The sequence below is a fragment of the Thermomicrobiales bacterium genome (assembly GCA_037045155.1).
GTDB lineage: Bacteria > Chloroflexota > Chloroflexia > Thermomicrobiales > CFX8 > JAMLIA01.
Genome location: JBAOIG010000003.1, coordinates 996747 through 1012165 on the forward strand (window position 1 = coordinate 996747; position 15419 = coordinate 1012165).

Genomic DNA, 15419 nt, shown 5'->3' on the forward strand with positions numbered 1-15419 from the left:
GTCTCCGGCTATTCGACGTAGCCGAGTGCCCGGAGGCGACTAAGAATCGTCGCTTCGGCGTCTTCATCGAGGAGCGACTCAATTGGCCCCGCTGGGCCTGCCGCTACGGTCAGGCCGGCCTCCAGCCAGCGCGGCCCACGCCGCGACAGTTGGTCCGGCGCTAACGCAGCCTCGGGAATCCGACCGGCAATATCCGTGGGTATCGGCAGGTCAAGGCTATAGAGCACGAGAGGAGCGACGTCCAGCAACGACACCTCCTCGAGGCGCTGACCGGCGCGAATTCCCGGGCCATTGGCGATGAAGATCCCGTCCCAACGGTGGTTGCCGATCGGGAGATCGCGCTCACGAAACAGCGTGTCGGCCCGCAGAATCGAGATTCCAGCGCCATCCGCGAGCGTCAGGGTCAGGTCCGGGGCAAGCTGCTCGTACGGCCCGGCGAAGGCCGCTTCGCGCGTATGGATGGCAGTGACGAACGGGCGGCCAGAAGACGGGTGTCGAATTGACCGGAGCGCGGCGATCAGCTCTTCACGCACTTCCGCCGGGTCACGACGGTTGCTGCTCGCCGAAGACCCGGGGGCACGCGTAACGATATTGATGCCCATACTGCTCGGCGTCGCGCAGTAGGCGACCGTCCGGTCCCAGTCGAGCTCGAAGACATGACGAGTCATGCTGGCGAACCCGACTTGAGGCGTCGCCTGCGATACCGTCTCAGTCGAATCCTTCCAGGCAAGAAATCCTTCCTGCTCGAGCCAGCTATTGATATAGAACACGTCAGACGATGGGCCGAACCCGTGATCGGAAACCACGATGACGGTGACATCATCCCCGGCCCGACTGACGAGATCCGCAAGCGTCGCATCGAGTCGGTGGAAGTACTGCTCGCAGAGATCGATGATCTCCTGCTCCCATGGCGTCGGATTCATCGGCTTGCTGGCCGGGTCGAGAAACCGCCAGCACAGATGCTGAAGCTTGTCCGCGCCGTCGAAGATGACCCCGACGAGGTCAATGTCGTCCTCGGCCAGCAGAAAGCGCAATATCTCGGACCAGCGCTGTTCGCGACGCGTATGCAGGCGGATCCAGTCGGCATATTCCTCGGCAGCGCAGCCCTCGATCGCCTTGGCCTCGAGCGTCATATCGAGCGCGAGCTCTCGCGGATCGAAGCTCGGCAGCGTCTTGAGCTGGTCGAACAGTCCCGGCGGGTAGCAGCCCAGCCGCAATTGCCGCCACGGCATCCAGCCGCCCGGGACGATGTACCCGGCCACCGGCGGAGGTGGAAACATCAGCGGGAAGTTCAGGCTGACAACCCGCTTTCCGTGGGTGCTAGCGATCGACCAGATCGTCTCGCTTCGGACATCCTGCGAGCTGGCGAAGTGGTAATACTCGCTCTCCGGTGACTCCTTCTGAAAAAAGTCGAACACTCCATGCTGCCCGGGACGCTTACCGGTCATCACTGATGTCCACGCCGGCGGCGTCAGCGGGGGCACGATGGAACGCAGAGGAGCGCGAACTCCACGGTCGACCAGGCCGGCCAGAAATGGCATGAGCCCGCGCTCCATCAATGGATCGAGCACGGTAAACGTCGCGCCATCGAGACCCAGCAGCAGCGTTCTGGCCATCCTCAACGCTCCCTGACCGCTATCGGCCGGCGATACTGGCACACATACTCAACGAGCTCGCCGACGGTGATATCTCGCTCCGCGATCGGGCGATTGCCGATCTCCGCAAGGAACTCAGCGAAGGGGAGCTGTCCATAGCGCTGCTGGAGCAAGGTGCCGAGGATCACCAGATCCAGTGACTCGAGGCCCATATCGGCCAGGAAGCGGGTACCCTCGGTGACTTCACCGGAGTACTCCCAGTCGTCGGCCATCTGATTGATCATGTTGAACACTTCGGCCAACACAGTCGGATCGCTCGTTATCATCGTCGTGCTTCCCTCGTTATGAAATCCATCGACGCGCCCCATCAAGCAGGATCGTGCAGAACCTTGCCCATCACCCAACGGTTACGGCGCTCACCAGGTCACCGTGCAGGGCTGTGTCAGCAATGATTCGCATACTCCGCGCCATGTCATGATTCTCCAGGCGTCCACGGCGCTCGATCTCCAGACGACCGCTCGCGCGATCGATTCCCACGACCGCGAGCGAACGCGGCCCGTCGCGAAGTCCGGTCCCCAGCGACTTTCCCACCGCTTCCTTCGCGCACCAGCCGCGAAGCATCCATTCCGCGTCGCTTGGCGCGCTCGCTATCAACGCCCGCTCGGCGTCATCAAACGCGATCTCGGCATACCCTTCGGGGCGATTCCTGACCCGCTCAATGTCGATACCTGCGCGACGGCCATCCGCCGGGAGCATCGCGAGCGCAACCGCAAGCCCGTTCGTATGGGAGATTGATACGAGTGGCGCCTCACCGACCAACGACACCCAGGGGCCACCGACCAGTGGCTGTCCCTCATCACCGATACCGATTTCGATGTCGGCTGGGCGCAGGTCAAGGCCGAAGTGACGCTTCAGGAGCGTCTGCACCGCCTCCTTGGCGGCGGTTCGCCCACCGAGCCATTCGAGCTGACGGTTGTCAGGAAGGCGCAGCGCGGCAAACAGCTCGCGCTCGGTCCGCCCGAGCACGCGTCTCGCCCAGACGCGTTTCCAGAAGGCATGATCCGACGAGATGGTCGTTTCAACGGCGCGGCAAGCCAGCCAGTCGCTTCCTGCATACGACGCTGCGCCATCTGGCCAGTCGGTTGACACGGTCGCGTCCTCCCGCGTCAGGATCAGCGCGTGAAGGTGGGACGGGACATCAAAGCGCTTGTCTTCCCAGCCCGTCAATCGCATCCAGGGGGTCCCGTCCGCGAGGCAGAGCTCGATATTGGATCGCACAAGCTGGTCGCCAATCAGCCCGATCGCCGCGGCGCAGCCGATCGGGGCGCCGAACCGGCGATGGCGCGCTGAAGATGTCCAGTGCCTTCAGGCGGAAGGGGAAGATCACGCTGGCGGATTCCAGGTGCTCGGTAGTCCAGAAGCCGATAACCTGTCCCGCGGCGTCGAGCGCGACTGGATCCAGCACGAAGTTCGGGACCATGGCGTCATCGAAAAACCGATCGGCCGGCAGGCGCTCCAGCCGGGCAATAATGCCGTCTCGCCCGGTCGATTCAATCGCCTTCACACCTTGCCAGGCCGGCCCGTGAAACATGACATCTGCATAGAGCCGATCGCTGGTCCATCGTGACGGCCGCGCCTCTGTCGGGCCAGAAATCCTGCGACCGTCGGACGTCGGGTACTCATCGGCCAACACGACAACGGCGTCGACGATGGGCGTCGGAGCGACATCGCCTGCGGCCAAATTTCGCAGCTCGACGTGGACAAGGCCGCCATCGAGCTGTGAGGCGGCCACCTGAAGTGTCAGCGGCTCGTCCTCCCACGCCAGCCACTGGCTGGCGTAGACATCGCGCATGCCGACGACGATCTTGCCCGGGCAAAGATACGATGCTGCCTCGGCCAGGATCTCGAGACTCATTGTTAGCGGCATGATCGCGAGCGCGACGAGGCTATCGTCAGTCGTTGACACTGTCCGGCCGAGGGTGTGATCTCGCAGATAACGGTCGTAGTCGAGATCATAGACTCGCTCGGCGACCAGCCGCTTCCCCGGCTCGCATGTGACGACCGTGCCCAGCAGGGGATAGTCACCTGTCGAGCCGTGGGCTGAATCGTCGCAACACCAGATGGCTGAATCATCCTCGGTCGATCCGACCCCACGGAGATATGCCTCCATGATCTCCTGCTGGGAGATGAGGAATCGATCCATGATGCCGAGATGCGCCGCCAACACTCCCTCGACATCCTCGGCGGGAAGTAGCGGCGCCACCCCGAAGACCGGTTCGTCCACGGAAACCAGCGACGGGTCCTCAGGGAACGAGGGCGCCTCGTCGCGCGGGGGCGGGATCACATGAACCTCCGCCGGTGCCGAATCGGTGAGAGGGTCGGCGCTCGCTTTCTGAGGCTCGGTCGTAACGTGCGCCGGCATGGCTCTCACCTGCTCTACGACTGCCTCAGACAAGCGCAGCATCGGCCACGACGAAGAAAGCGGCATCGGACTGGAGCGTCGAGCGACGCCCTCCGGCTCATGCCAGTTGATCTGACGGGGCAGACGGCGAGCGTACAGGTGATCGAAGATTCAGGCTCACTCCATGGGCAACCAGGAGACCGATCAGGTGATTCAGTTGGGTAATGCCCGATCGTCGCATCACATTTGCTGGAACGACGCAGGCCGGCCGGCCGCGAAGAATATCCTCGACAAACGCGGAGAGGTTGCCTCGCGGGCCGACCTCGACGAATACGCGCGCGCCATCCTCGTAGAGTGCGTCGATGGTGCGCTGAAACTCCACGGGGCGCGACCAGTGATCCAGAAACAGTTCCCGAATCGCCCCGGGTTCAGCGGGATACGGACCTGCCGTCGCGCACGAATAGAGCGGGATGCGCGCCTCGCGAATCGGCGCTTGCTCGTAGAGGCGCTGAAGGTCGGCAGCGTACGGGGCGAAGAGCGGCGTATGAACAGCCCTGTCGTAGGCGAGCTGCTCAAAGATGAGACCATCGCGCTTGATGATTGCGATGGCGCGCTCGGCTGCAGCCTGTTCGCCGATCAGGATCGCCTGATGCGGGCAGTTATCCACGGCAAGGTAGATATCACCACCTGCTTCGCGGGCAACCTCTTCTACTCGGTCTCGTGACGCCCCGATCGCCAGCAACACCGCCCTGGGGACGTCGTCGTGCGACTCGGCGTCGGAGTAGTACTGATAGAGCGCCCGCCCCAACGCCATGAAGCGGTCGTCGTCGTCGACATCGAAAACACCTGCCGCGTATGCCGCCGCGTACTCGCCGCTGCTGTGTCCAACGCAGACATCAGCTGGCAGGTCCAGATTGCGAAGCAATGCCAGCATCGCCTGATTTGCCGCCTGAACCGCTTCGATGGCGAGATCCATCTGCATCAGCCGGTTCTCGGCACGTCGGCGATCGGCGTCGGTGAAGGCCGGCCGAGGGAAGATGTAATCACTCGGCAAATCCCCGCGCGGATGGCCGAAGAACATCCGGTCGTACCGATCGAAGACTTCGCGCACCTCCGGAAAATGCAGACACAGGTCGGCAAACATGCCTGGGTACTGCGCCCCCTCACCGGGGAACAGCAGCGCGACCTTGCCGGCCAGCCCAACTGGCTCCGAGAAGTAGTAGATACCCGAAACATCCTTGATCTGCTTGCAGGCCGGGTCTTCGAGTCGCTTGGCGACCCGCTCGAGCTTTGCGCGTAAGTCGGCAATAGACGTCGCGACAACCGCGACGCGCGCGCCACCGCGGGGCTCGCTGCGTTCGAGATTGAGCGTGTAGGCCACATCGGCCAACGCAGGCTCGTCTCTCGCGCCATCCTGTGCATCAGCGAGTATCGTCGACACGTGTTGCACTCGCGCGAGCAGGTCGGCGGGACCGGCGGCGTCCAGGATCACGACCTCGCTATCCCATGGCGGAAGATGGCCCACGTCCGGCAATCTGGCCGGGGAATCCGGCAGATACTCTTCGAGGATGGCGTGAGCATTGATGCCACCGAAGCCGAACGCGTTGATGCCGGCCCGGCGCGGCGCTGGCCCCCCATGGATCCATGGTCGGGTCTCCGTGTTCAGGTAGAAGTGTGATTTCTCCAGCTCGAGCTTCGGGTTTGGCTCGGTCACGTGCAGCGTTGGCGGCAACACCTTGTGATGGAGCGCCAGCGACAGCTTGATCAGGCCGGCCACGCCGGATGCCGGGATCGTATGGCTGATCATCGACTTGACCGTGCCGAGCGCGCAACGAGGCAGCCCAGCCTCGCGCTGCCCGAAAACACGCGTCAGTGCCTGTGCCTCGACGACATCTCCAACCGAGGTTGCTGTGCCGTGCGCTTCGATCAGCCCGATTGTGTCGGGCGACACGCCAGCATCCTCGTAGGCTCTACGCAGCGCAAGCACTTCGCCGTCGATGCGCGGCGCCATGACGCTGACCCCGCGGCCGTCACTCGCGACACCCACTCCGCGCAAGACCGAATAAATTCGGTCACCGTCGCGCTTTGCGTCCGCAAGGCGCTTCAGAACGATCATGCCGATCCCCTCCCCGAGGAGGGTTCCGTTGGCGTCCTTGTCGAACGGGCGGATCTGCTGATCGCGCGAGAGCGCACCGAGCTGACAGAAGACGTTGAGCGCGGCTATCGGCATCCAGACCTGCGAACCACCCGCCAGCGCAAGATCGCACTCGCCATTCAGCAAGTCACGCATCGCAAGCTGGACGGCAACGAGCGACGAGGCGCATGCGGCGTCGACAGTATATGAAGGCCCCATAAGATCGAGGCGATTTGCAATCCGGCCAACGATGATATTCGGGATCAGGCCTGGAACCGTTTCCGGCCCGATCGGCGGCAAGACGCGCTTCATTTCCTGGCGCAATAGCTCGATCTTGTCGTCGCCAAATTCGGGATTCAGCTTCTTGACCAGCTCGAGCGTCTGGCCGACAACCATCGTGCGTTGAATCGCCGTTGCGTTGCCGCCGTTGAGATACGTGCCTTTGCCAAGGACGATCGCGGTGCGATGCCGGACATCTTCGGGCAAGTCAGTGCACCCGGCGTCAGCCATCGCGTCATACGCAAGCTTCAGCGCCAGCCACTGGTCTGGCTCGCCACCGACCGACATGGGTGGAATGCCGTAGGCCAGCGGGTCGAACGACACGAGCGACCCAAGATATCCCCCACGTTGGCAGTACACCTTATCGGGGTCGGAAAACGTCTGATCGTAGTAGATATCTGGATCCCACGCCTCGGGCGGCGGACCCGAGACGGCGTCCACCTTGTTCAAGATGTTCTGCCAGTACGCATCCACGTCTCGGGCGCCGGGGAACAGGCACGACATGCCGATAATTGCGACACCATCGCGCTCACCAGAAAGGTTCGTGTTTCGGCGATCACTCATATTCTTCATTACACCTCCGGACAGGGAGCCGGGCAGCGACGTTGCGTCCGGTCGTTCATTCGTTTGCGACTGCCACACGGTTGAGCGCGCGCGACCCGGCTCCCACCATGTTGGTGATCGTTCCGGCGAGGGTCCCATCATTCAGATAGAAAGCGTGGTCTGCGTGGCACATCGGCATTCTGCTTTCCGGTCGGATGTGGAGTTCGTGCCTGAGAGCCGATTGTGAATTGTCTGCGGTTGCCGCGAACGGAACGAACAGCGACATCGTCCCGAGCTCGTTCGGCAGTGGCGTCATGTCCCAGCGCAGGCGAGTCCAGAGAAGCTGCATCTGCAACGCGCTATCGACGACGACGGGATCGATAATCCAACTCGCGCCCGACACACCCCGAAGGCATGCCGACGGCGTCGACGGTACGATGGACGCCACAGCGCCATCCGCGCTGATACCGTCGATTGACACTACCCCGTGGAACAGCGGACCGTGAAACAGATACGAACGGTAAGCATTCGCGACAGTCATCGGGAATGGCTCGAGACCCACCGGCGTGCCGGCGACAGGAAGCGACCGGGTCGCCTCGCCAAGCTCGACCGTCCCGCGATAGTGGATCCTCGATGACGTTGTCGACGAGAGCGTGACATCGACGATCGCTCGCAACGCGGTGGAGTCAGGCCGCGGTCGGGCAGTGACTCGAATCAGCTGCGGGCTCGCGACGGTGATGCCATTGAGCAGCCGCACGTCGCGCACGACCGCCACCGGGAGCTGTGGGACCGTGACCGCAGCAGCCTCGGCGATCAGCTCCAACGCGACCGCGAACGGGACAACCGGGGCGCCGTCGATCCGATGATCCTGGAGATAGAGGTCGACATCGGGGTCGAAGGCCCGGATGATCTCAACCCCACCGTCGGCCAGCGACATGAGATCACTCTTGATAGACAGCAGCGGCAGCGCCGCGCGAGTCAGCTTCTGCCCGCCCGATGGTTGATCCGAGGCAGGCAGAGTGATCGCGTCGTGGGAGTCACCCCCGCCCAGTGGCTGCCGGCTACCGCCGACAACAACCTCCACCTCGCCCTTTCGGCCGAAGCGCAACTCTTCGATGAGTCGGTCGCAGCCGACCGAGAGCGGGATCAGCTCGACGCCCCGCTCGGCAAACTGACGCTGGACACCCTCCGATACCATGCCGGTCTTCAGCCAGGGTCCCCAGTTGATGGAGGTTACGTGCGCAGCCCAGCGGCCGTCCAATTCCTGGGCAAGCTTGTTGAGAACCTCGCTCGCAGCGGCGTAATCTGCCTGCCCGCGGTTTCCGAACCGACCAGACACGGACGAGAAGAACGTCACGAAACGCAGCGACTCGGGACGAAGCGCAGCCGCCAGAGAGAACGCGCTGTGGGCCTTGGTGGAGACCACACGCTCGAACGAGTCGAGCTGCTTGTCCCGGATCAGCTTATCCTCGATGATCCCCGCGCCGTGGATCACGCCATCGATGCGTCCGTGTCGCAGGTAGATATCATCGATGACCGCGCGGAACGCCTCGGCGTCCCGCACATCACAAGACAGGTATTCAACGCGTGAACCTGCTCGTCGCAGACGAGCGAGGTTCTCCTCCACTTCTCGCTGAGCGATGAGGCGACGATACTCCCGCTCGACCGAGCCAGCCGTCGGTGTCTCGCCGGCTGCGCGCTGACGATCCATGATCGCCTGCTTCAGCCCCCGCTCATCGCTGAACGACGCGGTCGCCGGCTCTTCCTGCTCGATGGGCGTCCTGCCGACGAGCACCAGCGTCGGCCGGTAGCGTTCGGCCAACCTCAGCGCCGCCTCGGCTGTGATTCCCCTCGCCCCGCCAGTGATCAGGACAATCGAGTCATCGTCCAGCGGCTCGACCGCTTCGCGGCCGGTTATCGGCGCTGGCGCGATCGTCACGCCAATCCGCGTGCCGGCCTTGTAGCCCACCTCAGTCAGACCGTCGGCGGCGAACAGCTCGTCCATTACACGCTGGGCGGCGAGACCTGGATCATCCGTTTCGACATCGACGACTTTCGCCCGAACGTCAGCCCACTCCTGCGGAATCGTCTTGATGAAGCCCGAAAGAGCGCCATCTCCGGAAAACGATCCGTCGGGCACACCCCCGATGGCGAGAGCGCTACCCTGCGCAACAACTCCGAGGACCATCGCCCCGCCCCGTGACGCCGCCGACTCCAGATCCGAACGCAGCGCCTGACTGATGAGGAACATGGCGTTGAGGTGATGGTCGAGCTCCTGTGCCGCCAGGTCTGGCTCGCTGAGCGCAATCGATCGATCACGTGCCAGCGTGGCGAGATGCACGAGCGCCACGGCCGGTCCATGTTCGGCGCGAAGTGACGCGACCAGTGAGCTCGCCGTATCGGCGCTATCAACAGCGTTTGCCCGGGTATCGACCCGAACCGCTGTATATCCATCTGCTAGAAGGCTTTCTGCAAGCCTGGTTCCGACTTCACCCCTATCATCGATCAGGACGATGGCCCCGCCTGGCGCGAGCTGGCCAGCTCGGTTCGCAGCGCCAACCGGGTGTGTCTGCACCATGAACCGGCCGATCCGTGCGCCGGCCGGTTCATGGTCAAAAGGGCGGCGATCCTCCTTCGCAGCGACGAGCGATGGTTCTCCATCATCCATCGGCGAAAGCAGATCTTCCAGCGCGTCAACCACCTGATTGAGCGTCTTGCTACTCGTGATCCGTTCGATATCCGGCGTTGATCCGTCCGGGAAAGGCAACGTCTGCATCAGCGTCCCGGCTATCTCAACCCGCTTGATTGAGTCGATACCGAGGTCTGCTTCGAGATCAGCATCGAGCGACAGCATCTCCGGCGGATACCCCGTCCGATCGCTGACGATCGTCAGGAGCCGTTCCAGCAGCTGACCGCGACTCAACACGTCGTGGGTGTCAGCCACCGGAGCCACAGGCGGAGCCGTCGGTTCGGGTGCAGCTTTCGCGGCCGGCGGCGCTGGTGGCGCGACAGACGCCGTTGCCGCAGGTGGGGTCGGTGGCGTGGCTGCCATAGTCACAACTGACGCCGGAATGTCGGTATGCGAATGCCCATTCGTGATCGGCGCTGCTACCACGGGAGCGGGCGGCGGAAGCTCGACAATCCGTTCCCTCGGGGTTGCGCGCGCTTCGATTACCCGCGACTCGGCCGCCGGGCGGTATGCGCCGAGATACGCAAGCATGACGCTTCGCTGTGTTTCAAGGAATTGCTGCATCACCTGCTGGTGCCGATTCACGACATCACTCACGCGATCGGGACCAGCGAGCGGCGCGGGCTGCGAGCCCAGAATTGCGGGCAGGTCGCGCCGATCGATGGGCGGACTCTCGGGCTCATCGGTGTGGGCAGCAGATGCTCCATTCTGCATCGTCGCTATCATCGTCGTGGATCCCTTCCTTGGCGTCATGGGTCCGGGTGGCGACCCATTGGCGTCGAAATGACCGTTTGTCGAACTGATCTGGGTGGTCAACCCGTTCGTGTGACCCGACCTGTCAGACGGAGCGCCGGTCTGGAGAGTCTCGCCTGACGGGCGAGACAGTGAGACTGTCAGCGGCGGCTGCCGGCCGGCTCCTCGTGGCGGCGCGCTTGCGGGCCGCGCGCCGCTGCCATTCACGAACCAGGTTGAGGCAGAAAGCGCCGGCTTGCGATTACTACTGGCGAACGCCGACATATCGACACTCGTGACCGGGCGGCTCTGGAACAGACGATCGAGCCGGACCGGCACGCCTTCAACCACAAGCGCCGCGAGGCAGTGCAGCAACTGGACGACGCCGGGACGGCCCGACTGGTCGACCGAGACCGCCAGATGCGGGCGTCCTTCCAGGATGCTTCCCACGAGGCTGGTCAATACATTCCGTGGGCCGACCTCGACGAAGACCCGCGCGCCCGCTGCGTACATCGCCTCGATTTCTGAGACCCATTCGACTGGGTGCGTCAGGTGCTCGGCGAGCAAGCTCGCGATCGCAGCCGGGTCGTCGGGGTACAGCCCTGCGGTGGTGTTCGAATAGACCGGGATGCGTGGTGGCGAGATGGGCGTCTGCCGAAGCATTTCGGCCAATCTCCCCTGCGCCGGGGCTACATACGGCGAATGGAATGCGCAGGCCACCGGGAGCCGTCGTGCGCGAAGGCTATGGGCATCGCACCACTCGATGGCGCGACCGATTGATACCTCTCCGCCCGAAATCACTGTCTGCTTCGGCGAGTTGAGGTTCGCGAGAGTGATGTCTGGATCTGTCAGCAACGGGGCGAGCGCCTCGCGGGGAGCATCGACGGCCGCCATTGTCCCGCTCTCGCCCGTCGCGCCCTCGCGCATGAAGCGCCCCCGGGCCTCGGACAGCCGCAGCATGTCTTCCTCGGTGATGCTGCCCGCGGCGGCCAACGCCACGAATTCGCCGTAACTATGGCCAGCAGTCATCTGTGGCGTCACCCCAAAGGTGGCCAACAACGAGGCGATGGCAGCATCGACGACGCCTAACGCTGGCTGGGCGACGTTTGTCTCGGTGATCGCAGCGCGCTGTTGCTTCTCCTCTTCGGGCGTGAAGCTCGGCGGGGGGTAGATGTAATGGCTGAGCGGTTGCTGGAAGTGATCCGACAGGAGGTCGTCCGCACGATCCAGCGATTCGCGGACGTCGGGAAACGCAACTGCAACGTCACGCCCCATATTGGCGTACTGCGAGCCCTGGCCGGGGAAGACGAACGCGACCTGGTGGTCTGTCGCAAAGCCACCATCTGCGAAATGAATCCCGACTGGGAGGTGCTGCCTCGACAACTCTCCGACCACAACGCCGCGAGCAGTGCGAAGCTTGGCAACCAGATCGGCGATGGACTCGGCGACGATGGCGAGCGCCGTGCCGCGGTGAGTGTTGTCACCAACAGAGAGCGAATAGGCAAGGTCGGCCAGCGACGGCTCAGCGCCGGCCTCGAGTTGAGCCAGCAGCCCATCGACTGACGCAAGCAGCTCGACACGCGACGCTGCGCGCCAGATCAGAAGCTCGGCAGGAATCCGGCCGATCATCGCAGGAGACCCGGCAAGAAAGTCGCCGTCATATTCCTCGAGCGCCAGGTGGAAGTCGGTGCCACCAAACCCGAAGGCGCTCACGCCGGCCCGCCGCGGATGAGAGGTGGGCCGGATCCACGGCCGCGTCTCACTGTTGACGTATAGCGGGCTGTGCGGGAAGTCGGCCTTGGGGTTCGGGCGGGTGACTCCGAGCGTTGCCGGCAGGACACGATGATGCAGCGCCAGCGACGCCTTCATCAGGCCGGCCACGCCAGCAGTAGCCTTCGTGTGACCTATCATCGACTTGATCGAGCCGAGCGCGGACTCCTGCGTGCCGGCTCCTGCGCGTTCCAGCACGGTTGTCAGTGCCTGCACCTCCGCCTGGTCGCCTGCGACAGTGCCGGTGCCGTGAGCTTCGAACAGGCCCACTGTCGCAGGGGAGTAGCCGGCATGCGCGTAGGCCCGGTCGAGCGCGCGCATTTGCCCTTCAGGCCGGGGCGCAGTCATGCTGCGGTCGCGACCATCACTCGCCGCCCCGACGCCCTGGATCACCGCATAGACCCGGTCGCCATCCCGTTCGGCGTCGCTCAGACGCTTGAGGACCAGCGCCGCGAATCCCTCGCTGATCGCAATCCCGTCGGCATCGGCGTCGAACGGCCGGCATCTGCCAGTTGGTGAGAGCGCCTGCGTTTTGCTGAAGCACAGGTATGAGAACGGATTCTGGATCGCGTCGACACCTCCGACGATTGCCATATCGCTGTTGCCGGTTTGCAGATCACGAATCGCGAGATACACCGCGGCCAGCGACGACGCGCACGCAGCGTCGACGGTGAAGTTCGCGCCACCAAAGTCGAAACGATTAGCGATCCGGCCGGAGGCGACATTCATCAACAGACCAGGGAAGCTGTCCTCAGTCCACTCCGGAAGTAGCCCGTCAGCGTTGCGGTTGACTTCACTGGCGGATTCGCCGAACAACAACGGCAATGTCGAGCGCACCATGTACCCTGCCGTCAAGTCAGCGCCGCCACCACCCGCTCCGAGCACAACAGATGTCCGCTCGCGGTTGAACGGCCGGGTCGCATACCCTGCGTCGGCAAGGGCGGCCTTGACCACTAGCAATCCGAGCAGCTGGAATGGCTCGATCGACTGGAGCGAGCGTGGCGGCATGCCGAACTCAACCGGGTCAAACGGCACATCATCGATGAAGCCGCCCCACTTCGAGTAGATCTTGTCTGGCGCCGAGCGGTCGGGGTCGTAATACTGTCGCCAGTCCCAACGGCTTGCCGGGATCTCGGTCACAGCGTCGACCTTATCAACGATGTTTGCCCAGAACGTGGCGCTATCTGACGCGCCGGGCAGGATGCTGCCCATTCCGACGATTGCAATCTGGGCAGGCGGTTGCGCCGCTTCTGCTGGTCCGTCGGGTAGCGCCAGCTGTCGGAGCGCCTCGGCCGACCCGGACGACACATTCGCATGAAGCGTTGCCATCGAGATCACTTCGTTTCGAAGCGCCGCAACCTGGCCGATCATGTACATCCCGCGAGCCCGTTGCTCGTCGACATCGACCTCGATCAGCTTCGGCGCGGCGGGGTCTCGCCCGTAGTCCGGGTGACGATCGACACCCTTCGACGCGATTCGCAATCGGCCGATGTTCAACTCCTCAAGGCGGTTGCGGATCTCCTCACTCGACGCAGTCGTCTGCAACAACGCGAGCCGCTCGCCGATGAAGTCATCCGCGAAGGGAGTCGGAAGGCACCGCGTCGCGTGGCCGGGACCGCTCTCGAGCAGAACCGTGTCGACGCACGAGACCGCCGCCGACTGAAAGCCCGGGGTAATCGCGGTCGATGCGACAGCCTCCTCAGTGAAGAGGTAGGCAGTGCCGAGCAGCACGCCCACGCGCATCCCACGCGCGACGAGTGGAGCGGCGATTGCCGCAACCATCGCCGCCGACTGCGCATCGTGGATCCCACCAGCAAACAGCACGTGAACTTCAGTCGGGTCGGCCTTGGCCGGAAAATCGGCAAGCAGGCCTCTGACCATCGTATCCCAGAGAACGAAGCTGGTCCGCGGACCGACGTGCCCCCCGCACTCTCGCCCCTCGAAGACGAATCGGCGGGCGCCATCCGCAAGGTACAACGTCAACAGTCCGGGAGACGGGACGTGCAGATAGGTGGCTATCCCGTCGGCTTCCAGCGAGCGAGCCTGGTCTGGCCGGCCTCCGGCGATGAGCGCGAACGGCGGCCGATAGCGCCGGATCACCTCGAGCTGCTCCGCTCGAAGCGCGGCCGGAACGAAGCCGAGCACACCAACTCCCCACGATCGATCGGCCAGCAGGCGCGCTGTCTCATCCAGCAACGTCTCGACCTCATCGGCGCGCATAAGCGCCAACGCAAGGAACGGCAGCGCCCCGGCAGAAGCAACCGCCGCGGCAAACTCCGCCCGGTCACTCACTCGTGTCATCGGCCCCTGGACGATCGGATAGCGCGTCCCGTGGGAGATAGACAGAGACGACCCCTCGACAAGCGGGCTCTCCAGCTGCGCCGCGCGGACATGGTCGATAGCGCCGGCCTGGATCGCGCCAACCACTCCGCCGACAGTGACAAACCTGTCGGCCAGGTGGGCGGCGAATACGGCATCCTGTCCGATGGCCAGTGCCTGGCGATCGGGATCCGACCAGCCAACGGCCCGGAGAAGCTCGCTGCGCCAGCGTTCGAGCGTCTGCGTTCGGTCCTCCGCCACCGCGATCGCCGTCGCGGCAGCGCGGAGATCGTCGACTGCCGCGATGCCGGGTCTCACGTAGACACGGAATTGCGCGCCGAGGTCGCCGCCGAGGCTGGCTGTCTCGCTGCCATCCATCGAGCGAATTCGCTGGCGCGCCGCCTTCCCCAGTGGGGACTCGCGGGTCAGCGCCAGCTGACTGTCGAGGACAACGCCCGCCGCGCCGCCAGCAAAGCACGCCGCCGCTGTGTGGAGCCCCACTCCGCCCCACGCCCAGACTGGCAGTCGTAGCCGGCCAATAAGGCGCTGAAGGAGGACGAAGCTGCTCTCCTCCCCGATCCAGCCGCCAGCCTCGTGGCCCTTGGCAATCACTGCCTCGGCGCCTGCAACCTCCGCCGCGCGACCGATTTCCTCGGATGTCGCGACAACGAACGCACGACGACGAGCGGCAAGCACATCGGCAACGGCCGGCGCGACTGCTTCTGGAGAGCGTGCGGCGATGCACACGAACTCGATAGATTCAGGCAACGTCGCGAGCACCGTCGATCGTAGCTCGGAGTCATCTGCGTCGAGCAAGACTCCGAGCCGACCGCGACCAAATGTCGCCAGCCGGTCGATCGCGGCAATTGCAAGGATGGGGTCCACAACGAACTCGAGGTTGAGGACTCCAATGGCTCCTGCTCGGCTACCAGCTATTGGGAGAGCGGGGTCTGGCGC

The 15419-nt window shown here is 64.1% G+C and carries 6 protein-coding genes; all 6 read right to left on the reverse strand.

The features are described from left to right. Positions 1–8: 8 nt before the first annotated feature. Entirely contained in the window at positions 9–1616 is a 1608-nt protein-coding gene (locus V9F06_07950; protein MEI2617546.1) for an alkaline phosphatase family protein, read from the reverse strand. A 2-nt stretch (positions 1617–1618) separates the two neighbouring features. Continuing rightward, entirely contained in the window at positions 1619–1921 is a 303-nt protein-coding gene (locus tag V9F06_07955) for a hypothetical protein (GenBank protein ID MEI2617547.1), read from the reverse strand. A gap of 70 nt (positions 1922–1991) precedes the next feature. Next, positions 1992–2828: a 4'-phosphopantetheinyl transferase superfamily protein gene (locus V9F06_07960; protein ID MEI2617548.1), complete on the reverse strand. Its 837-nt coding sequence runs from the start codon at positions 2826–2828 to the stop codon at positions 1992–1994. Beyond that, on the reverse strand, positions 2794–3939 hold the full coding sequence (locus V9F06_07965) for a polyketide synthase dehydratase domain-containing protein (GenBank protein MEI2617549.1): 1146 nt from the start codon (positions 3937–3939) through the stop codon (positions 2794–2796). The genes V9F06_07960 and V9F06_07965 overlap by 35 nt, the downstream gene beginning before the upstream one ends. A gap of 175 nt (positions 3940–4114) precedes the next feature. Next, entirely contained in the window at positions 4115–6973 is a 2859-nt protein-coding gene (locus tag V9F06_07970) for a beta-ketoacyl synthase N-terminal-like domain-containing protein (GenBank protein ID MEI2617550.1), read from the reverse strand. 55 nt (positions 6974–7028) lie between these two features. Beyond that, on the reverse strand, positions 7029–15347 hold the full coding sequence (locus V9F06_07975; GenBank protein MEI2617551.1) for an SDR family NAD(P)-dependent oxidoreductase: 8319 nt from the start codon (positions 15345–15347) through the stop codon (positions 7029–7031). Between the last annotated feature and the right edge of the window lie 72 nt (positions 15348–15419).

What these genes read in the sequence shown, in the direction of transcription:
- V9F06_07970 (MEI2617550.1), bottom strand. Translation starts at nt 6,973, where the DNA reads ATGAGTGATCGCCGAAACACGAACCTTTCTGGTGAGCGCGATGGTGTC.
- V9F06_07950 (MEI2617546.1), bottom strand. Translation starts at nt 1,616, where the DNA reads ATGGCCAGAACGCTGCTGCTGGGTCTCGATGGCGCGACGTTTACCGTG.
- V9F06_07955 (MEI2617547.1), bottom strand. Translation starts at nt 1,921, where the DNA reads ATGATAACGAGCGATCCGACTGTGTTGGCCGAAGTGTTCAACATGATC.
- V9F06_07960 (MEI2617548.1), bottom strand. Translation starts at nt 2,828, where the DNA reads ATGCGATTGACGGGCTGGGAAGACAAGCGCTTTGATGTCCCGTCCCAC.